We start from the raw sequence: 19,823 nt of genomic DNA on the forward strand, positions 1-19,823 counted from the left end.
GATACAGGATCAGGCCCCGCGCAGCGACGGACGCCGCGCCGCCACCCAGTTGATCAGCATGGCCAGCGGCAGGGCGTTGATCTCACCCGTCTCCACCAGATCCATCGCCAGGTCGAAGGGCACCACGTGGCTGCGGATGTCCTCGTGTTCCTCGTCCAGCCCGCCCATGTCCTTGTCGCGGCCGGACAGGTCACAGATCCCCACGAAGGCGTGATAGAATTCGGTCGTATAGCCCGGCGAGGCATAGCCGCGCGCAGCGGGCAGCAGCTGCGTCACCTCGACCCCCGCCTCCTCCACCGCCTCGCGCCGTGCCGCCGCCTCCGGGCTTTCACCCGCGTCGACCACGCCCGCCACGGCCTCCAGCACCCAGGGCGCCGGGTCGCCCCGGTGGATCGGGCCAAAGCGCATCTGCTCGATCAGCAGCACCTGGTCGGTGACCGGATCGTAGGGCAGCACCAGCGCCACGTCGAAGGCGATAAAGCACTCGCGCTCCAGCGGCGCGCTCCATTCCCCGTCAAAGCGGCGGTAGCGCAGGCGAAACGGGTCGATGCGGAAGAACCCCTTGAACGGGTGACCGCGCAGGCCGTGGTAATCGATGTCCTCCATGCCGCTGGCGCGGCGCAGCGTCTGCGGCGCCGGTGTCGCGGCGATCTGCCCGGCCCAGGCCCGCGCGCGGAAGAACGGCAGCATCCCGGCCGCCTCGGCCGCGCTGTAGCGCCCGCGCCGGTCCATCAATTCGCGCGCCGCGCCCAGGGTGATCGCGCCCCAGCGTTCCGCCCAGGCCTCCAGCGACCAGGGCGCGCCCGGTGTCCAGCGGCCTTCTTCGGCGAAATAGACCTGCGCCGCGACCGGCCCTCCGGCCGTCTCGACCGTGAGCGACCGCAGGGCAAAGACAAAGCCGCCCTCGTAATAATCCAGCGCTGCGCGGTCCGCGTCGCTGAGGCTGCGCACCACCACCCCCTCGGCCGCCGCGCCCGCGCGCGGCACGATCATCGGAAAGGCCTGCCCCTCTGCCCAGACGGCGGCATGTCCCGGCAACCGCGCCGGCAGCATCTCGGGCACCCGCCCAAGGATCAGCTCAAGCAGCGGCCGGTACTGGAGCGTACCGTAGAAGAACAGGTCTGACAGGGGGTTACCTCCAGTACTTGCCAACCACCTCGACAAGGATGGCGGCAATCACCCCGCCGATCAGCAGCGTCAAGAGCAACGGCACGTCCAGCAGGATCTCGGCATAGTCGATACTGATTTCAAAGATCGCGGTGACGGCCTCGAACGGCGAGTCGTAGCGGCGCGCAAAAGACAAGCGCACCATCTCGTTTGTCGCCTGCACCAGCACGCCGATCACCGCCATGGCGAATGCGCTGGTCACGCCGTTGTTGATTGCCGAGGTCAATCCACCGCCGGCCCGTGACCCCAGGAACATCCACCCGACGACAAAGCCGACGATCGCGTTGACTTGGTTGAACCAGCCCCACTGTGTGCTGAACGGCACCAGCGGCTTGATCATCTCGGAGGCGATCCACCCAAGCGCCGCCAACGACAGCGCGGCAAGGAGTTTGGAGGCTGTGGGCATCTCGGCGGGCGGTCTTTCTCAGGCAGGTCTGGCAATCGTGATCTGTGTCACGTCACAGTTACCGCTGTGAAAGGTCGCGGCGCAAGAGGCGAGGTAGAAATTCCACATCCTCCGGAACCGCTCGTCAAAGCCCAGCTGCGCCACCTCGTCCCAGCGTTCGTTGAAGGTTTCGTGCCAGCGGCGCAGCGTTTGCGAATAGCTTTCGCCGAACTCAAAGCTGCGCACCACTTGCAACCCTGCCCGCTCGACCTCGTGGCGCAGCACCACGGGGGACGGCAGCATGCCGCCGGGAAAGATGTATTTCTGGATGAAATCCACGCCCTTGCGGTAGATCTCCCAGCGCTTGTGCTGCACCGTGATGATCTGCAACGTGGCCTGCCGACCGGGTTTCAGCCGCGCCTTGACCGTCTCGAAGTAGGTCGGCCAGTAGCGTTCGCCCACCGCCTCGAACATCTCGATAGAGGCGATGCCGTCATAGCTGCCCGTTTCGTCGCGGTAGTCCTGCAGCTTGAAATCCACCCGGTTCGAAAGTCCGGCCCGCGCGATACGCTCCTGCGCGTAGGTGAACTGTTCGCGGCTGATGGTCAGCCCGGTCACCCGCAACCCGCGTTCGCGCGCCGCGTATTCGGCAAATCCGCCCCAGCCGCAGCCGATTTCCAGCACGTGGTCACCCGGAACCGCGCCCATCTGGTCGATCATCGACGCGTATTTCAGCTCTTGCGCCTTTTCCAGGCTTTCCTGCCCGGTCACGAACAGCGCCGAGGAATAGGTCATCGTCTCGTCCAGCCAGAGCCGGTAGAAGTCGTTGCCCAGGTCGTAATGGTGCGCGATGTTCTTGCGCGCCTGCCGCCTGGAGTTGGATTGCAGCCAGAAGCGGAACCGCTCGAAGGCGCGCACCAGCCCGCCGCCCGGGTAGCCGTCGAACATCTCCTCGTTGGCATGCACCAGGTCGAGAAAGGCCATCAGGTCCGGGGTGGACCACCATTCGTCCAGGTAGGCCTCGCAAAAGCCCAGGTCGCCCTCGCGGATCAGGCGGGCAAAGATGTCGTCGTTGTGCAGGCGCAGTTCGGCCACCGGCCCCGGTGCGCGGCCTTCGGCGCGAAAGACCCGCCCGTCCTGCAGCACGAAATCGAGGCGCCCGCGCTCCATTCCGCGCGCCATGTCAAAGACGCGGCCGAAATATCGCGGCAGGTCGGTGTGGCCATGTGTGTCCGTCAGGTGCATCAACTGTCTTTCCAAGGGTGCGGATAACAAAGGAGTTTATGGCGCAAGGCCCCTCTGACAAGGATTTGTGCTTTGGAAAATGACGAACTTGGTGTTTTCTGGTGTCACTCCGGGGCGAAACGTTCCCTCTGAACGGGAGATTTCAGATGAACAAGAAATTTGCGGTTCTGTGCCTTCTGGCGCTTGCCACTTCCGGGTGCGGAAAGATGTTGTCGTTTGTGGGATTGGAAAAGGGGGAGACCATCGCGCCCGTGGCGCGGGCGCCGGCCGTCACCCTGTCCGAGCCGGTGCGCACGGTGCAGCCCGCGCCGCAGGCGGTTGCCAACGGGTCGTGGGAAAAGAACCTCGCGCGCGATATCCCCTATTTCAACATGTCGCCGCTGCCGGTCGCGGTCTACAGCGACGCGGCCTTCACGCAGAAGGTCGGCACGCTGGCACCGGGCGAAGGCGGCTACATCGAAACCTGCTCGGACGCCGAGCCGGTCTGCAAGATCGCCTACGCCGGAAGCGCGACAGGCTGGGTCAGGATGGACCGCATGGGTGGCGTGACCAACTGAGCCGCCGCTCAGAACCCGCGGTTCCGATAGGCCTCCAGGGCCCGCTTGCGGCCCGTGTCCGCGCCGACCACCGGCTCGGGGTAGGGATCTTTGGGTGACATGCCCCAGCTCTTGGGGATCGCCTCGAAATAGCTCAGCGCCTCGTCGGAGGGCGCGCGGTGGCCTTCCGCGATCCAGCGGTCGACATAGCGCCGCTTGGGGTCGAACTTCTCGCGCTGGGAGACCGGGTTGAAGACCCGGAAATAGGGCGTCGCATCCGGCCCCGACCCCGCCGACCACTGCCAGCCCATGGCGTTCGAGGCCGGGTCCCAGTCGATCAGGCAATCCTCGAACCACTTTTGGCCAATTTTCCAGTGACAGAGCAGGTGTTTCGTCAGGTAGGAGGCGGTGATCATCCGCGCGCGGTTGTGCATCCGCCCGGTAACGTACATCTCGCGCAGTCCGGCATCGACAAAGGACATGCCGGTGCGGCCCCGCTTCCAGTCGCGCACCTCCTTCAGCCGCTCGTCGGTGTTCCACGGGAAAGCCTCCCATTCCTCGCGCCAGTTGGCATCGAGGATGCGGGGCGTGTGCCACATCAGGTGGTAGGCGAACTCGCGCCAGACCAGCTCCTTGAGAAAGGTCTCGGCCCCCTGCTTGCCATCCTCCAGCGCGCGCCGCCCCGCGTGCCAGCATTGCGCCGGAGATATTTCGCCCACGGCGAGGTTTTCGCTCAGGCAGGAGGTGCCGTCGGTCCACGGCAAGTCGCGCGTCTCGTCGTAGCGGGCGACGATGTCCTCCAGGAAATGGCCCAGCCGGTCCTGCGCCGCCTCTTCGCCCAGCCGGACCCAGGGCCGCACCACGGCCGCGCCGCGCTGCATCGCCCGGCCCAGGTGCCAATCGTCCAGCGCCTCGCTCTTGGGCCAGGTGTCTGGCGCGGGCAGCCTGGATGGTGCGGCCAGCGGCGTCGCCACGTCGCGCCCGCGCACCGATTTCCAGTAGGGGGTGTAGACCTTGTAGTAGCCGCCCTGCCCGGTCTCCACGGTCCAGGGTTCGAACATCACGTGCCCGGCAAAGCTGCGCGCCTCGATCCCCGCCTCCTTCAGCGCCGCCTTCACGTCTGTGTCGCGCGCCACGCTGTCCGGGTCATAGGCGCGCATCCAGTGCACCGCACCCGCCCCCGTCTCCTGCGCCAGCGCCGTCAGCACCTCGACCGCCTCGCCCGAGCGCAGCACCAGCCGCGACCCCATGCCCTCCAGCCGCCCGGCCAGGTGGCCGACACCCAGCCCCCAGCGCCATTTCGGCGCGGCCCCCAGCCCGTCGACCAACCCGTCGCGCAGGCAGACCGGGATCACCGGCCGCCCGCTCTCGGCGGCGGCGCTCAGCGCGGCATGGTCGGACAGGCGCAGGTCGCGCCGGAACCAGACGAGGATCGGGGATCGGTCGGACACGGCGTCCTCCTGTCAGTCACTTGCCCTGAGGGCAGATAGCCCGCAACGCCAGAGAACAAGCCCCGCGCGTCACAGCACCGCGTCGAGCGCCTCGATCAGCTGCGCCACCTCGGCCTCGGTCGTGTAATGGACAAAGGAAAGCCGCAGCACGCCGTGGTCCGGGTCCACCCCCAGCGCGTGCAGCGGACGCACCGCGTAGAAATCGCCGCCGCCCGCCATGATCCCGTGCGCCGCCAGCCTGGCCGCAACCTCCTCGCCCGGGCGATTCAGCGCCAGCGCCACCGTGGGCGCGCGTCCCTCGGCGCGCGACGGCCCCAGCAGGCGGACGGCGTTGCGCCCCGCGACCGCGTCCAGCAAGGGCTGCAACAGCCGCACCTCGTGCGCGCGCATCAGGTCATGCACCTCGTGCGGGGAAACGTCGTGGTGCGCGGCCAGCGCCTCGACATAGTCCACCATGCCGGCGCAGGCGGCGATCTGCGCGTGGTCCGGCCCGGCGGGGGTAAACCGCTTGGTCAGCGCCTTACCGTTGAAGTAGTGCCCCTGGTTCGGCAGCGTCTCGGCCAGCGCGCGGCGCATCACCATGATGCCCTGGTGCGGCCCGTATGTCTTGTAGGTGGAAAACAGGTAGATGTCGGGGCCCATCTCACCCACGTTGGGAAAGCCGTGCGGCGCATAGCTGACCCCGTCAACGCAGACAAAGGCCCCCGCCGCATGGGCCCGCGCGGTGATCTCGACCACCGGGTTGATCTCGCCCACCACGTTGGAGCAATGCGGGAAACAGACCAGCCGCACCTTTTCGTCCAGCAGCTTTTCCAGGTCTTCCGGGTCCAGGCTGCCGGTCTCGGGGTCGATCTTCCATTCGCGGATCTCGATGCCCTCCTGCGCCAGCCGCCGCCAGGGGCCGGAGTTGGCTTCGTGGTCCTGGTTGGTGACGACGATGGCCTCGCCCTCGGACATGAACTGGCGAAAGGCGCGGGCCAGCACATAGGTGTTCTGGGTCGTGGACGGGCCAAAGCTCAGCTCGTCGGAGTCGACGCCCAGCAGCGCGGCAAGCCGTGTGCGCGCCTCGTCCATCTCGGCCCCGCCCGCCTGGCTGGCGGCGTAGGGTCCATAGGGTTGCACCTTGCGTTCGCGGTAGAACCGCGTCAGCCGGTCGATCACCGGGCCGCAGGCATGGGACCCCCCGGCATTCTCGAAAAACGCCTGCCCCTGCAACGAAGGTTCGGAAAAGGCGGGAAATTGCGCCCGCACGAAATCGACATCCAGCATCTAGCCCACCCTGTTTGATCCCCGGGGCAGACAATGCCCCTGTTGCGCCCGGCGTCAAGCCAAGGAAGGCCTGTCCGCGCCAGCAAAAAGAGGGCCCGGCGTGAACCGGACCCTCTCATGCCCTGCGGACCAAAGGCTCAGTGCAGCTTGCGCTCGGCCGCGAGGCCTTTCCAGATGGCCCAGCACATCAGCAACAGCACCACGGTGAACGGCAGGCCGGTCGAGATCACCATGGCCTGCAACGAGGTCAATCCGCCGCCGATCAGCAGCGCGATCGCCACCAGCCCTTCGAAGGTGCACCAGAACACCCGCTGCGGCACCGGCGCATCCACCTTGCCGCCCGCAGTGATCGTGTCGATCACCAGCGACCCCGAATCCGACGAGGTGACAAAGAACACGATCACCAGGATGATCCCGATGGTCGAGGTGATCGCCGTGAACGGCAGGCCCTCCAGCATGGCAAACAACGACAGTTCGGGCCGGTAGGCGTCGATCACGTTGGCCTTGACGACCGAGCTTTCGGGGTTGGCGATCATGTCGCTGATCGCCGTGCCGCCGAACACCGTCATCCACAGCACGCAGACCATCGACGGGATGATCAGCACGCAGATCAGGAATTCGCGCACCGTGCGGCCCCGGCTGACGCGGGCGATGAACATCCCAACGAAGGGCGACCAGCTGATCCACCAGGCCCAGTAGAAGGCCGTCCAGCCCTGCATGTAGCCGGTGTCCTCGCGGCCGAACGGGTTCGACAGCGGGATGACGTTCTGCGCGTAGGCGCCCAGACCGGACACGAACTCGGACAGGATGGCGCCCGCACCGGCGGCGAAGAGCACGAACAGCAACAGCGCCGCCGCGATCACCATGTTGATCTCCGACAGGATCTTCACCCCGCCATCAAGTCCGCGCAGAACCGAAATGAGCGCGATCGCGGTGATGACGACGATCAGGATCACCTGCACGGTGATGGTGTTGGGAATACCATAGACATAGTCCAGCCCGGCGTTCGCCTGTTGCGCCCCGACGCCCAGCGAGGTCGCCAGCCCGAACAGCGTGGCAAAGACCGCAAGCGTGTCGATGACATGGCCCCACCAGCCCCAGATCCGGTCCCCAAGGATCGGGTAGAAGGCCGACCGGATCGAAAGCGGCAGGCCCTTGTTGTAGCTGAACAGCGCCAGCGCCAGCGCGACGACGGCGTAGATCGCCCAGGGGTGCAGCGCCCAGTGGTAGGATGTCGCCGCCAGGGCCATGCGCCGCGCCTCATCGACATTGGCCGCGATCAGGCTGCCATCCTCGGCAAAGGGCCGCACCGTGCCCAGCGGCGCGTCGCCCCAGGGCGTGCCGAAATAATAGGCCGGTTCCAGCACGCCGAAGAACATCAGCCCGATGCCCATGCCGGCGGCGAACAGCATGGCGAACCAGCCCGGATAGCCGTAGTCGGGCGTCGCATCCGCGCCGCCCAGCCGGACCGATCCCATCGGCGAGACGATCAGCAGCAGGCAGAACAGCACAAAGACGTTGGCCGCCAGCAGAAAGAACCAGTCAAAGGTCGATGTCAGCGCCGGGCGCAGCCAGCCGAAAAAGGCGCCCGCCTGTTCCGGGGCCGCCAGCGCGTAGACCACGAAGGCGACGATCGACAGACCCGAGATCAGGAACACCGGGTTGTGGATGTCGACCGGGATCGGGCCCAGTCTGGTCTCGATGTTGTCCTGCCCGATCTCGTAGTCGGTCTGGATCAGATCCGAGATGCCTTCGGGCTCGGGGATGCCCTGACCGTTTGTGGTGTCAGACATGTGTCTGGCCTCCTGTTTTGTCGTTTCCCTGTTTGGCCGGGCGCGCGATGGCCCGCGGCGCCTGCCGCCTCACCGGACCACCATGACCGAAACCTTGGCGTGGCCGGCGACGGTGCCGCCGTTCGACGGCCAGACGTAGTCGGTGATGTTCGGAACATGGCTCGCCATGACCACGAGGTCCGCGCCGGTCTCGTCCACCGCCTTCAGCAGCGTCGGATCGAGATCGATCGAGGGGTCGTGGCTGGTGACCGCGTGGGCCTCCGTTGTGATGCCCCGCTCCTCGGCCTGGGCCTTGGCAAAGGCGTCCAGCTTGGCGGCGAATTCCTTCGGCGTGTGCGCCACCGGCCCCGGCGTGTTGGCCGCGACTCCGACGTAGATCACCGTCGCCTTGTGGTGTCGCGCAAGGTCGGCCGCGCATCCCAGCGCCTTTTCCAGCCGCCCGGCATGCGCAAGGTCAACCGGCACCAATATGCGTTTGAACACGTCCCACTCCCTTTGGTTGTTTCCGCCGGGGGGTGTCTCGGGGTGACGGACCGGCCCTCCCGGCGATGTCAGCGCCGGGCGTCCGCCTTTCCCGACTGGACAAGCCTACGCGGAAACGGGCCGCGAAACAAACCTGTCGGACGATCCGTGCAAAGAAACCGACACCAGATGCCGGATTTTTCCTGCCCCAAAGCAGACCCCCGCTGCCTGTCGGGGCAGCGGGGGTCCCTTTCGAACCGCGGTGAAACGGGCGCTGGTGCTGTCGGTCAGCCCAGCGCCGCGCGCAACTTGGCCGCGATCTCGGCGATCTGCGCCATGTCTCCGGCCTGTCCCGGCGGGCGCAGCCTGACCCCTTCCCAGCGCGGCAGGATGTGGAAATGCAGGTGGAACACCTCCTGCCCGCCCGGCCCCTCGTTGAACTGCTGGATCGTCACGCCGTCCGCCGCAAGCGCGCTCATCGCCGCCTGCGCCACCTTCTGCGTCGTCGCCATGACCACCGAAAGCTGCTCTTGCGAGGCATCCAGCAGGTTGCGGCAGGGAGTTTTCGGGATCACCAGGCAATGCCCGTCGGCGCGCGGGAAGATGTCCATGAAGCACAGGGTATGGTCGTCTTCGTAGACCCGGGTCGACGGGATCTCGCCCCGCAGGATCCTGGCGAAAATGTTCTGGTCGTCATAGCTCATGCGTTCACATCCACCACCACGCGGCCCTTGACCTGGCCCTTGAGAATGTCGCGGCCCAGCTGCGGCAGGTCCGCCAGCGTCGCCGCCTGGATCATCGTTTCCAGCTTGTCCATCGGCAGGTCCTGCGCGATGCGCTGCCAGGCACGGACACGGTTGGCATAGGGCTGCATCACGCTGTCGATGCCCAGCAGGTTCACGCCGCGCAGGATGAAGGGCGTGATGAGCGCGCCTTCGATCGCCGCGCCCCCGGCCAGGCCGATCGCAGCAACCGAAGTGCCGTATTTCATCTGCTTCAGCACCCGGCCCAGCATTGCGCCGGCCACCGCGTCGACGCAGCCGGCCCAGCGTTCGCCCTCCAGCGGTTTCTTCGTCACCTCGGTCAGCTCTTCGCGGGCGACGATCTCGGATGCGCCGAGGCCCTTGAGGTAGTCCGCCTGCTCCGGCCGCCCGGTGACGGCCGCCACCTCGTGCCCCAGCTTGGCCAAGAGCGCCACCGCGACCGAGCCGACGCCGCCCGCCGCCCCGGTCACCAGCACCGGCCCGTGCCCCGGCACCAGCCCGTGATCCTCCAGCGCCATGACCGCCAGCATCGCCGTCAGCCCCGCCGTGCCCACCGCCATGGCGGCGCGCGCGTCCAGCCCCTCGGGCAGCGGCACCAGCCAGTCGGCCTTGACCCGCGCCTTTTGCGCGTAGCCGCCCCAATGCGCCTCGCCCACACGCCAGCCGGTCAGCACCACCTTGTCCCCCGGCTTGTAGCGGTCGTCCGAGGACGCCTCGACCGTGCCGGCAAAGTCGATGCCCGGCACGTGCGGATACTTGCGCACCAGCCCCGCGCCCGGACCGATGCAGAGCCCGTCCTTGTAGTTCACCGTCGAAAACTCGACGGCCACCGTGACCTCGGCCTCGGGCAGATCATCGAGACCGATCTCCTTCACCGTGGCCGCGGTCTTGCCGCTGTCCTCGTCCTTGTCGACGATCAGTGCCTTGAACATCCTGTCTCCTTCGCTTTTCTTATCAGTGGCGGACCTACAGCCAGGGTCCGTGTTCCGGCATGAAGGCCAGGTCGCTGACCGGCGCCTTGGCCCCCGCCGCCGTCAGCATGGCATGGATCTGGCCGCGATGGTGAGTCTGGTGGTTGAACATGTGCACGACGCAGACGGCCATCGGCTTGGACACCTCGCGCCCCAGCGCGCCGGAGTGCCAGCGCAGATCCCCGGCCAGGTCGACCGCGCGCACCCGCTCGGCCCAGAGCAGGATGTCGCCATCGGTGCGGAACCGCTCCACCTCCCAGTCGGCGCGCGAGGCGGTCAAGCCGGGGCTGTCGGGGATGCCCGCCGTGGGCGCGGGTGTCCCGGCAAAGCGCGCCATCCACATCCGGTCGCCCCACAGCAGGTGGTTCGCCGTGCCCAGGATCGAGCCGAAAAAGGCCCCCCGGTCGGCATTCAGCGCGGCCGCGTCCAGCGTGGCAAAGGACGCCTTCAACTGGCGGTTCTGCCACGCGTTGTAGCGCGCCATCATCACACAGTAGTCGGGCGTCAGCTTCATTTGCCGGGGCCTTTCCAGTCGATCGCGCAGATCTCGCCCGACTTGCCGGTAAAGTCCCAGACACGGCCGTAATCGCGCACCTTGCTTTTCAGACCCTTGGCCACGACGATGTCCGGCCCCATCCAGTATTTCGTGTTCTGGATCAGGATCGGCTCGTCCGGCTTGGCGCCCTGCACCATCTCGATCTCGCCCTGAATCTTGCGCCCGATGTAGAGGCCACGCTTCGTCCCCTCGCGCACGATCTCGACCTTCTCGCGCTCGTGCCCGATGATCTCCGACACCAGCAGGGTGAACAGGCCGGTGGTGCCACCCGCCTCGCCCGACAGGATCTTGAGCAAGCCGTTGTAGGCGCGGGGCGTGGCGCTGTCGTCGATGTAGGCGGCGACCTTCCAGTCACCCTCGGCCATCTTGCCGGGGATCTCGACCATCAGGCCGACGTTGATGCCGGTGAGGTCCTCGCCCTCGAAATGGCCCTCGTCGATGGCGATGGCCATCCAGGCCTTGCAGGTGCCCTCGGTCGGCGCGTGCTTGCCCAGGCTGACGACACAGGGGCAGAACACCTCGCACGAGCAGTTGAGGAACAGCTCGCCCTTGATCGCCCAGTCGGTCGGGCGCATCTGGCGGCGCTTGGGGTTCGGCATCCGCTGGTCGATGCGCTGGCTGATCGGCAGGCGGTCGGCGTCGGGGCGGCGGGTCAGGGCCATGGGTCCTCCATCGGGTTGCGGCGGCGGCCCATGGGGCCAGCCCGTCGCCAGTTAAAAGGGCTCTGGCGGCAACGCGCAAGACCCGTCCGGCGCGGCGGACCGGGTTTCAGCGCCCGCCCCGCGCGCCCTGCCCCGCCGCGTGGCCGGGCCTCAGCGCAGGTCGCCCGGCAGCAGCGCGTCGGGCATGTTCTGGTAACAGACCGGCCGCAGGAAGCGGCGGATCGCCAGCGTGCCGACCGAGGTCGCGCCAAAGTTGGTCGAGGCCGGGTAAGGCCCGCCATGCACCATCGACTCGCAGACCTCCACGCCGGTCGGAAAGCCGTTGGCCAGCACGCGGCCCGCCTTGCGCTCCAGCACCGGCATCAGCCGCTGGCCCAGCGCGGTGTCGCCGGCGTCCAGGTGCAGCGTGCAGGTCAGCTGGCCGTGCAAGGACCGCGCCACCTGCTCCATCTCGTCCACGTCCGAAACCCGCACGATCAGCCCGAGCGGGCCGAATACCTCTTCCCCCAGCGCCGCGTTCGCCAGCCACTCCTTGCCGGTGGTGGCAAAGAGGTAGGGCGTGGCGTTGCGCAGGTCACACATGGAGGTCAGCAGCGCCTGCACCCCCGCGGCCCCTGCCACCCGGTCGCGCCCGGCGCGGTAGGCGGCGGCGATGCCGTCGGTCAGCATGGTCTGCGCGCCGACCGGCTCCAGCGCCTTGGTCGACGCTTCGATGAAGGCATCGGCCTCTGGCCCCTCGATCACCACGGCAATGCCGGGGTTGGTGCAGAACTGCCCTGCCCCCATGGTCAGCGACCCGGCCCAGCCCTTGGCGATCTCACCGCCGCGCGCCTTTGTCGCCTCGGGCAGCAGGAACATCGGGTTCACGCTGCCCAACTCGCCAAAGAAGGGGATCGGTTCCGGCCGCGCGGCGCAGAGGTCGAACAGCGCGCGCCCGCCGCCCAGCGATCCGGTAAAGCCCACCGCCTTGATCAGCGGATGCTGGACCAGCGCGGTGCCCACGTCGCGCTTGCCGCCCTGGATCAGGCTGAAGACGCCGGGATGCACACCGCATTTCGCGATGGCGGCATGGATCGCCTCGGCGACGATCTCGGCGGTGCCGGGATGGGCCGAATGGCCCTTGACCACCACCGGGCAGCCCGCCGCCAGAGCGCTGGCCGTGTCGCCGCCCGCGGTCGAGAAGGCGAGCGGAAAGTTCGACGCACCAAAGACAGCCACCGGCCCGATCGGGCGCTGCACCATCTTCAGGTCCGGGCGCGGCGCCGGCGCGCGGTCGGGCAGCGCCACGTCGTGACGGCGGTCGAGGTAATCGCCCTTCAGGATATGCGAGGCGAACAGCCGCAGCTGCCCGGTCGTGCGCCCGCGTTCGCCCTGAAGCCGTGCTTCCGGCAGGCCGCTCTCCTGCGTGCCGATCTCGGTGATCGCCTCGGCGCGGGCCTCGATCTCGTCTGCGATGGCGTTGAGAAAGGCGGCGCGCTCTTCACGCGTCGAATAGGCGTAGGTCCAGAACGCCTCTTCCGCCGCCACGCAGGCGCGGTCCACCAGCGCGGGCGTGCCCATGCTGAAGTCATGCGCCGGGCCATGCGCGGGCTCGGAGGCAAAGGTGGCCTCGCCGGCCACCCAGTCGCCGGCGATCAGATGTTTGCCGTGCGGCGTGAAAACGGATTTGTCGAGCATGTATGTTTCCCCCTGGACAGGCCCCGGCACTGCGGGGCAACCGGCCTGCCGCCGGGCGGCGGTCAGGCGTCATGTCGTCATCTACGCCGCCAACGGGCCGGATGTCCATGTTCGGGGGACGGGTTTGGATCAGCCCCAGCGTCACGCCCGTCGCCGCGCGCACGCCGTCGATCAGGCGCAGCCCGCTGCGGGCGCGCGCTCTGACAGGTGGACCATGCCGCCGCACGCAGCCCAGCACCACCGTGGACACGCCGTCCTCACGCTCCGCCGCGACGATCTCGTCGCGCACCCGGCCCAGGTGCGCGCCCAGCCCATAGGCGCGGATGTTCTCCTCCAGCATCGGGACCGAGACCGGCCTTGTCGTGACCACCGAGAACAGGCCCCCCGGCATGACCGCCAGGTGATGGGCCGCCTGGCCGATGCCGATCACCGGGCAGCGCGATGGCCTGCGCCCCGGCCAGGCCGGTGTCGTCGAAACAGCCGATCAGGATCGCGCGCGCCCCCTCGTCCGAGGCGCGCCGCACCAGCTCCGGCAAAGGCGGCACGGCCAACGCGCCGTCCTCCGGCCCCTTGATCGACGGCGGCCCGTCGTCGCAGGTCCATCCGGCAAGAGGCACCGCCCCGGCCACCGCCTGCGCCGTGGCGCGCATCTCCTCGGTCATCGACGCGGTGGAGTTGGGGTTGATCAGGACGATCCTACCATGCCCTTCCCGGCGTCCGACCCGGCCTTGGCCCGCTTGCGCGCATTGACCCAGGCCAACAGCAAAAAAACCCCGATCAGCAGGAAGGAAAACAGCGTCGTCAGCGTGCCAAGGGCATAGAGTACCGGCGTAGTGACGTTGATCGTCATGCCAAAGATCTCCAGCGGCAGGGTGGTGTAGCTGCCCGAGGTCAGCAGGGCCCGCGCGAACTCGTCATACGACAGCGGAAAGCCGAACAGAGCCACCCCGATCAGCGAGGGCGCGAAGATCGGCAGGACGACATGGCGGATGGTCTGCCAGGAGGTCGCCCCCTGGTCGCGCGCCGCCTCCTCGTAGCTCTTGTCGAAGCGGTTGAAGACCGCGAACATGATCAGCAGGCCAAAGGGCAGCGTCCGGGTCAGCTGCGCGCCAACGCCGGAGGTCGCCGAGGAGCACCTCCAGCCCCGAGCGGCTGAACAACAGCCCCACCCCCAGCGAGACCAGGATCGACGGGATCACCAGCGCGGTGATGACCAGGTAGAACAGCAGGTCCGAGCCGGGAAAGCGGCCCCGAAACGCCAGCCCGCCCATGACCGAGACCGAGACCGAGACCACGACCGTGGTCACCATGACCATGAAGCCCAGAACGAAACTGCCCCAGATGTCGCCCACCGCCCGCTGCTCGAACAGGTCATGGAACCAGTGCAGCGAGACACCGTTCATCGCAAAGGTCAGCCCGCCGCGCGGCCCCTGGAACGACAGCACCGCGATGGTCAGCGTCGGCCCGTAGAGAAACAGCAGAAACAGCCCGAAGAAGGCCGCGAGAATGTAGAAGGAGCGCGGGCGCGGTTCCATGTTTCAGGTCCTCCGGTCGAGGATGTGGCAAGGTGGGGTTTCACCCGACCGGCGCGGCACGCAAGGGACCTGTCGCATCACGTTACAAAACCTTGCGGATGCCGACAAAGCGCAGCAGGACGCCGATCACCAGCAGCACGGAGACCAGCAGGATCACCGCCGTCGCCGCCGCCGAGGGGTACTGCAACAGCGCGATGTCATTGGAGATCAGCCGCCCCGCGTTGGCCGACTGTGACCCGGACATGCACCGCACGGTGATGAAATCGCCCATCACCAGCGTCATCACGAAAAAGGTTCCGATCATGATACCGGGCTTGGTCAGCGGCACGATGACGTTCCACAGGATCTGCGCCGCCTCGATCAGCGACCGGTCGATCCGCATCATGGTATCGAAGATCTGCACCACCACGAACAGCGTGTAGAGATGCACAAAGGCCGGGATCACCGCGAAGTCGGAGAACAGCAGCCAGACCAGCGGCGCGTCGATCACCGCCATGGAGATCAGCGAGGAATTGGCGATGCCGTTGCGCCCCAGGAAGGGGATCCGGGAAATCATCCCGACGGTGTTCGAGGTCCTGAACGGGATCGTCCACAGCAGGAACAGCACAATCTGCCAGGTCAGGCTGCGCACGCGCAAGGCCAGGACACAGGCCCCCGAAAAGCCGATCAGCGGGGTCCGCACCCAGATGACCAGCGCACATTCGAAGGTGTTGAGAAACACCTTGCAGGTGAGAGGCGAGCCGAACAGGAACTCGGACTCCTCGAACACGAAGTCCGGCACGACGGAAGATTCGGTCGCCCGCCAGAAGCTGAGCACGACGATCATCGCGATCGGCAACACCAGGAAAACCAGCATGACACCGGCCAGCGGCGACACCATCAGCCAGCTCTTCACACTTCTGTTCATCCGCCGTCACCCTGTCTTCTTTGGTTTTTCAAATACCTTCGGGGGGTGTGGGGGGCAGACAGCCCCCCACCGCAAAGATCCGGCGTGGGGGGCGGTCCGCCCCCCACTCCACTGGCTCACGACGCTGGGCCGCACGGCGCCCGTCGTGGCTCAAGCCGCGATGAACGCGTTGCACTTGCGGACCATGTTCTGGGTCTCGTCCATGACCGCGTTCCAGCAGTCCGCCGCGCCCATCCGGTGGTCGACGGAGCCGCCGTCGCGGGTCTCGCCGACCCGCACCATCGGGTCGCCGAAGGGGGTTGTGATGACCTCGGTCCCGGGCTTGGCCTCGAACCATCTGGCCCCCCTCGTTCTCGCTCATGTAGGCCTTCGAGGTCTCCGGAACCGCCGAGCAGCCGCCCTGGCGCATCAGAAATCGGCGCCCCAGGTCACGCCGCCTGCACCGCCCGGGCTTCTTGGCTGCTCAATTTTGGCGGCATCGGCATCGGCGATCATCCGCAGGGTCGAGCTTTTGCCGCAACTGGACAGCCCCAGCAGGCAGGCACAGGTCGCGTGTTTGAAATGATGGCTCACGGCATCCACGGCCTTGGTGAGGCCATTTCGCTTGGTCATCTTGACCAGTTCCAGTTCCTTGCCGCTGTCCGACATTCCCGCCCCATCGCGTGTCATGGGCATCAGGTGCCTGATTCCGGGCGTTGGGGAACGGTTTCCCGCGGTCGGGGCGGAGGGGGAATTCACCGATGCCCGTTTGCCTGTCGGCTCTGGCGGGGAATGCCACATTTCCGGGCACAGGATTGGATACACTCTTGCGTGCAGACCCCTGCTTGCGTGCAGACCCCTGCCGGATCCGTTTCGCTTGTTCCCTCACTGGCGCACTGCCAGGGATGGGACGACGTGAAACCAGCCTCTGACACCCCGCGCCGCGACGACGCCCCAGGCACCAAGCTCGGCGAGGACGGTCTGGCCGAGATCTACGGCGTCTTGCGCCCCATCATCCGCCCCGCGCTGCACGCGCTGGCGCGGCGCGCGGCAGACCGGGCGACGGCGACCGACCTTGCCCTGCTTGAGGCGCTGCGGCGCGGCAACGGGCAGGCCGCCGATCCGCAGAGGGATTTCCTGACCAAGGTCGACGGCCGCCCGGCCGCTGCCATCTCGGTCGTCAATCCCGACGCGGCAAACGCCTTCCGGGGTTTCTACCTCTCCCGGCCGGAGTTTCGCGGCCAGGGGCACGGCTTTGCGCTGTGGCAGGCGGTGCTGCGCCATGCGGGGACGCGCTCCGTAGGGCTGGACCGGATGCCGGACCAGCAGGCGAATTATGCCCGCTCCGGATCTGCCCGGCCGGGGCGGACGATCCGTTGTCGCGGCAGCTGTGCGCCGGGGGCCGGAAAGACCCGCACCGCTTGTCACCGGGTGATGACGCTGGAACTGGGCCAGGCGTCCGCCGTTTGCACGCGGGAAACAAAGCGCCTAGGCTCAGGCGCAGCCGTCGAAAAGGAGCCTGCCCGCGTGCCCCATGTCCTGACCAACCCGCACCGCGGACCCGGCCTGTCGCCCGGCGCCCTGCGCCCCGTTTCGGACGCCTCGGGCGTCTCGGCCCTGCTGGCGCGCTGTCCGAAACATGCCGCCACACCGCTGCGGCAGGCCCCGGACCTGGCCCGCACCTGCGGTGTGGCCGAGGTCTGGATCAAGGACGAGAGCACGCGCATGGGGCTGGGCAGCTTCAAGGCGCTGGGGGCCGCCTTTGCCATCGCGCGGGATGCGGCGCGCGTTTCGGCCGAGACGCCCTCAGCCAAGGGCCGCACCTATGTCGCCGCCAGCGCCGGCAACCACGGGCTGTCCGTCGCCGCCGGGGCCGCCGTCTTTGGCGCGCGTGCGGTGATCTACCTGTCCGACACGGTGCCCGAGGCCTTTGCCACCCGCCTGCGCGCCAAGGGCGCCGAGGTGGTGCGCGCGGGTGCCACCTACGAGGACAGCATGGAAGCCGCCGAACGGGCCGCGCAGGATAACGGCTGGACGCTGCTGTCGGACAGTTCCTGGCCCGGCTACACCGACCTGCCCTCGGCGGTGATGGAGGGCTATCTCCAGATGGCCGCCGAATGCGTGGTGCAGATGCCCGCGCCGCCCACACATGTGCTGTTGCAGGCCGGGGTCGGCGGGCTTGCTGCCGCGCTGGCGGGGCATTTCCGTGCCGCCTGGGGCGACGCACCGCAGATCATCGTCGTCGAACCCGAGGCCGCGCCCGCGCTCTACGACAGCATCCGCGCCGGGGAACTGGTGACTTCCACCGGGCCGGTGTCGAACATGGGGCGGCTGGACTGCAAGACACCTTCGATGGTCGCGTTGCGCGGGTTGTCGCAGGACGCCGACAGCTTTGTCACGATTTCCGAGGCCGAGGCCGAGGACGGCGTTGCCACCCTGTCCCAGCACGGCTTTGCCACCACGCCGTCGGGCGGCGCGGGCCTTGCCGCGCTGATCGCCGGGCTGCCAGGGATGGGGCCCGAGGCCCGCGTGCTGACGATCCTCAGCGAAGGGCCCGAGAATGGCTGACAATCCCAGCGGCTTGGCCGATGCGGAGTTCGCCCGGCGCTGCGCCGCCTTGCAGGCGGGCATGAAGGCCGAGGGGATGGACGCGCTGCTGCTGACCTCTCCGGCCGACATCTTCTATGTCACCGGCTTTCTCACCCGCTTCTGGGAAAGCCCGGCGCGGCCCTGGTTCGTCGTGATCCCGGCCAACGCCCGCCCGGTCGCGGTGATCCCCGCCATCGGCGAGGCGCTGATGGCGCGCTGCTGGACCGGCGAGATCCGCACCTGGCCCGCCCCCGACCCGCAGGACGATGGCGTATCGCTGCTGTCGGACACGCTGGCCGCGCTGGTGCCCGAGAACGGCCGGATCGGCCTGCCGATGGGGCTGGAGACCTGCCTGCGGATGCCGGTGGCCGACTACGCCCGGGTGATGACACGCCTCGCACCCCGCGCCTTTGTCGATGCCACGCACACCGTCCAGCGCGTGCGCGAGATCAAGTCCGAGGCCGAGATCGCCAGGATCCGCACGATCTGCGGCATCGCCGACGCCGCCTATCACCGCGTGCCCGAGTTCGCGACCGAAGGCACCGGCCTCGACGCCGTGTTCCGGCGCTTTCAGTCGGTGCTGCTGGAGCAAGGCGCGGACTGGGTCAGCTACGTTGCGGGCGGCGCCGGTCCGGGCGGCTATGGCGACGTGATCTCGCCCGCGCCGCGCACGCCGTTGCAGCGCGGCGATGTGCTGATGCTGGACACCGGCGCGGTGCGCGACGGCTATTTCTGCGACTTCGACCGCAACTGGGCGATCGGCAAAGCCCCCGAGGAGTCGCGCCGCGCCCATGCCGCGCTCTGGTCCGCGACCGAAACCGCGCTGGAAACGCTGCGCCCGGGGATGCTGGCCTGTGATGTCCACCGCATCCTCTGCGATGCGCTGCGCGCGCAGGGCGCGGTTCCGGGCGGCGGGCGGCTGGGCCACGGGCTGGGCGTGACGCTGACCGAATGGCCGTCCTTCACCGACCGCGACACCACCGAACTGCGCGAAGGCATGGTGCTGACGCTGGAACCGGGGGTGGAGATCGGTGCAGGGCGCATCATCGTCCACGAGGAAAACATCGTGCTGCGCGCCTCGGGGCCGGAGCTGCTGTCGCGCCGCGCGCCCTCTGACCTGCCGGTGATCGTATCATGAGCTTTCCCTATACCCTGATGCCTGAAGGCCCTGCACCCCTCGGCCTGATCGTCCTGCAGGTCGACGAGACCATCGAGAGCGATTTCCGCCGCCTGCTGCCCGCCGACAGACCGCTTTATGTCAGCCGCATCCCCTCGGGCGCGGAACTGACGCCCGAGACCATCGCGCAGATGGCGCATGACCTGCCCCGCGCGGCCGCGCTGCTGCCGCAGGTGCCCGTCTATGCCGCCGTGGGCTATGCCTGCACCTCGGGCACCACGCTGATCGGCGCGGAGCGGGTGGCGGCGCTGGTCGCAGGCGCATGCCGCACCGATGCGGTCTGCAACCCGCTCAACGCCGCGCAGGCGGCCTGTGCCGCACTGGGGATCACGCGGCTGGCGGTCGTCTCGCCCTACACCGCCAGCATCGCGGAGCCGCTCTGCGCCGCACTCGGCACGGCCGGGGTCGAGGTGGTGCGCGCCCTCCATTTCGGCGAGGAGATCGAGGCCAACGTCGCCCGCATCTCGCCCGAAAGCGTCTGCGAGGCGGCGCGCGCGGCGGTGGACGGATCGGGGGCGCAGGCGGTGTTCCTGTCCTGCACCAACCTCAAGACGCTGGACCTGATGGGACCGCTCGAGGCCGACCTGGGCGTGCCGGTCTTTGGCAGCAACCTAGCGCTGGCCTGGGACATGGCGCGGCGGGCGGGGTTTGCCTTGCAGGCAACCGAGCCACTGGCCCTGCTCGCCCGCGGCTGAACC

General features: G+C 68.0%; 18 protein-coding genes and 4 pseudogenes. 5 read left to right on the top strand and 17 right to left on the bottom strand.

Annotated features, from left to right (window positions below; translation table 11 throughout):
* Positions 1 to 9: 9 nt before the first annotated feature.
* From MAA8898_RS19600 to MAA8898_RS19610, 3 genes are read right to left on the bottom strand one after another with little or no spacing between them, the layout of a single operon-like run.
* The gene (locus tag MAA8898_RS19600) at positions 10 to 1,152 is read right to left on the bottom strand and encodes a gamma-glutamylcyclotransferase (protein WP_245853494.1); all 1,143 of its coding nucleotides are present in this window, start codon (positions 1,150 to 1,152) and stop codon (positions 10 to 12) included.
* Positions 1,133 to 1,573, bottom strand: coding sequence for a TrgA family protein (locus MAA8898_RS19605; protein ID WP_094022724.1), 441 nt, complete (start codon positions 1,571 to 1,573; stop codon positions 1,133 to 1,135). The genes MAA8898_RS19600 and MAA8898_RS19605 overlap by 20 nt, the downstream gene beginning before the upstream one ends.
* A gap of 18 nt (positions 1,574 to 1,591) precedes the next feature.
* Entirely contained in the window at positions 1,592 to 2,797 is a 1,206-nt protein-coding gene (locus MAA8898_RS19610) for an SAM-dependent methyltransferase (RefSeq protein ID WP_176445240.1), read from the bottom strand.
* Between the two features lie 218 nt (positions 2,798 to 3,015).
* Between MAA8898_RS19610 and MAA8898_RS19615 the strand changes: the two genes are divergently transcribed.
* Positions 3,016 to 3,354 carry a hypothetical protein gene (locus MAA8898_RS19615; RefSeq protein WP_176445241.1) on the top strand — a complete coding sequence of 113 codons (339 nt, stop codon included), beginning with the start codon at positions 3,016 to 3,018 and terminating at the stop codon, positions 3,352 to 3,354.
* An 8-nt stretch (positions 3,355 to 3,362) separates the two neighbouring features.
* Here the strand turns inward: MAA8898_RS19615 and MAA8898_RS19620 are convergent, their stop codons facing one another.
* The 14 genes and pseudogenes from MAA8898_RS19620 to MAA8898_RS19680 form a co-directional block, all read right to left on the bottom strand.
* Positions 3,363 to 4,784, bottom strand: coding sequence for a cryptochrome/photolyase family protein (locus tag MAA8898_RS19620; RefSeq protein ID WP_094022727.1), 1,422 nt, complete (start codon positions 4,782 to 4,784; stop codon positions 3,363 to 3,365).
* A 69-nt stretch (positions 4,785 to 4,853) separates the two neighbouring features.
* Positions 4,854 to 6,053, bottom strand: a complete 1,200-nt coding sequence (locus MAA8898_RS19625) for an aminotransferase class V-fold PLP-dependent enzyme (protein ID WP_094022728.1) — start codon at positions 6,051 to 6,053, stop codon at positions 4,854 to 4,856.
* Between the two features lie 137 nt (positions 6,054 to 6,190).
* Entirely contained in the window at positions 6,191 to 7,846 is a 1,656-nt protein-coding gene (locus MAA8898_RS19630; RefSeq protein ID WP_094022729.1) for a BCCT family transporter, read from the bottom strand.
* Between the two features lie 69 nt (positions 7,847 to 7,915).
* The gene (locus MAA8898_RS19635; RefSeq protein WP_094022730.1) at positions 7,916 to 8,329 is read right to left on the bottom strand and encodes a universal stress protein; all 414 of its coding nucleotides are present in this window, start codon (positions 8,327 to 8,329) and stop codon (positions 7,916 to 7,918) included.
* A 266-nt stretch (positions 8,330 to 8,595) separates the two neighbouring features.
* Positions 8,596 to 9,012 (bottom strand): HIT family protein, encoded by a 417-nt coding sequence (locus MAA8898_RS19640; RefSeq protein ID WP_094022731.1) that lies wholly within the window; start codon positions 9,010 to 9,012, stop codon positions 8,596 to 8,598.
* Complete coding sequence (gene acuI / locus MAA8898_RS19645; protein ID WP_094022732.1) at positions 9,009 to 10,004, bottom strand: acryloyl-CoA reductase; 996 nt, start codon at positions 10,002 to 10,004, stop codon at positions 9,009 to 9,011. The genes MAA8898_RS19640 and acuI overlap by 4 nt, the downstream gene beginning before the upstream one ends.
* A 34-nt stretch (positions 10,005 to 10,038) precedes the next feature.
* Positions 10,039 to 10,557: a DinB family protein gene (locus tag MAA8898_RS19650; RefSeq protein WP_094022733.1), complete on the bottom strand. Its 519-nt coding sequence runs from the start codon at positions 10,555 to 10,557 to the stop codon at positions 10,039 to 10,041.
* Complete coding sequence (locus tag MAA8898_RS19655; RefSeq protein ID WP_094022734.1) at positions 10,554 to 11,261, bottom strand: DUF1326 domain-containing protein; 708 nt, start codon at positions 11,259 to 11,261, stop codon at positions 10,554 to 10,556. Before MAA8898_RS19655 ends, MAA8898_RS19650 begins: the two co-directional genes overlap by 4 nt.
* A gap of 150 nt (positions 11,262 to 11,411) precedes the next feature.
* A complete protein-coding gene (locus MAA8898_RS19660) occupies positions 11,412 to 12,938 on the bottom strand; it encodes an aldehyde dehydrogenase (NADP(+)) (protein ID WP_094022735.1) in 1,527 nt (508 codons plus the stop codon).
* Positions 12,829 to 13,600, bottom strand: a pseudogene (locus MAA8898_RS27315) (aspartate/glutamate racemase family protein). The gene MAA8898_RS19660 and the pseudogene MAA8898_RS27315 overlap by 110 nt, the downstream one beginning before the upstream one ends.
* A gap of 23 nt (positions 13,601 to 13,623) precedes the next feature.
* Positions 13,624 to 14,473: pseudogene (locus tag MAA8898_RS19670) on the bottom strand (ABC transporter permease).
* An 82-nt stretch (positions 14,474 to 14,555) separates the two neighbouring features.
* Positions 14,556 to 15,380 carry an ABC transporter permease gene (locus MAA8898_RS19675; protein WP_094022736.1) on the bottom strand — a complete coding sequence of 275 codons (825 nt, stop codon included), beginning with the start codon at positions 15,378 to 15,380 and terminating at the stop codon, positions 14,556 to 14,558.
* Positions 15,381 to 15,530: 150 nt separating this feature from the next.
* Positions 15,531 to 15,795: pseudogene (locus tag MAA8898_RS26850) on the bottom strand (ABC transporter substrate-binding protein); the annotation flags it as partial.
* Positions 15,789 to 16,028 (bottom strand): hypothetical protein, encoded by a 240-nt coding sequence (locus MAA8898_RS19680; RefSeq protein ID WP_094022737.1) that lies wholly within the window; start codon positions 16,026 to 16,028, stop codon positions 15,789 to 15,791. The pseudogene MAA8898_RS26850 and the gene MAA8898_RS19680, both read right to left, overlap by 7 nt.
* A 123-nt stretch (positions 16,029 to 16,151) precedes the next feature.
* Between MAA8898_RS19680 and MAA8898_RS27320 the strand changes: the two are divergent.
* From MAA8898_RS27320 to MAA8898_RS19695, 4 genes and pseudogenes are all read left to right on the top strand, one after another.
* Positions 16,152 to 16,661, top strand: a pseudogene (locus tag MAA8898_RS27320) (GNAT family N-acetyltransferase); the annotation flags it as partial.
* A 225-nt stretch (positions 16,662 to 16,886) separates the two neighbouring features.
* A complete protein-coding gene (locus MAA8898_RS19685) occupies positions 16,887 to 17,927 on the top strand; it encodes a pyridoxal-phosphate dependent enzyme (RefSeq protein ID WP_245853496.1) in 1,041 nt (346 codons plus the stop codon).
* Positions 17,920 to 19,086, top strand: coding sequence for a M24 family metallopeptidase (locus MAA8898_RS19690; RefSeq protein WP_094022738.1), 1,167 nt, complete (start codon positions 17,920 to 17,922; stop codon positions 19,084 to 19,086). The genes MAA8898_RS19685 and MAA8898_RS19690 overlap by 8 nt, the downstream gene beginning before the upstream one ends.
* A complete protein-coding gene (locus tag MAA8898_RS19695) occupies positions 19,080 to 19,820 on the top strand; it encodes a maleate cis-trans isomerase family protein (RefSeq protein ID WP_503100497.1) in 741 nt (246 codons plus the stop codon). The genes MAA8898_RS19690 and MAA8898_RS19695 overlap by 7 nt, the downstream gene beginning before the upstream one ends.
* Positions 19,821 to 19,823: the final 3 nt, after the last annotated feature.

Origin of the sequence: Antarctobacter aquimaris, assembly GCF_900184945.1 — a bacterium.
GTDB lineage: Bacteria > Pseudomonadota > Alphaproteobacteria > Rhodobacterales > Rhodobacteraceae > Maliponia > Maliponia aquimaris.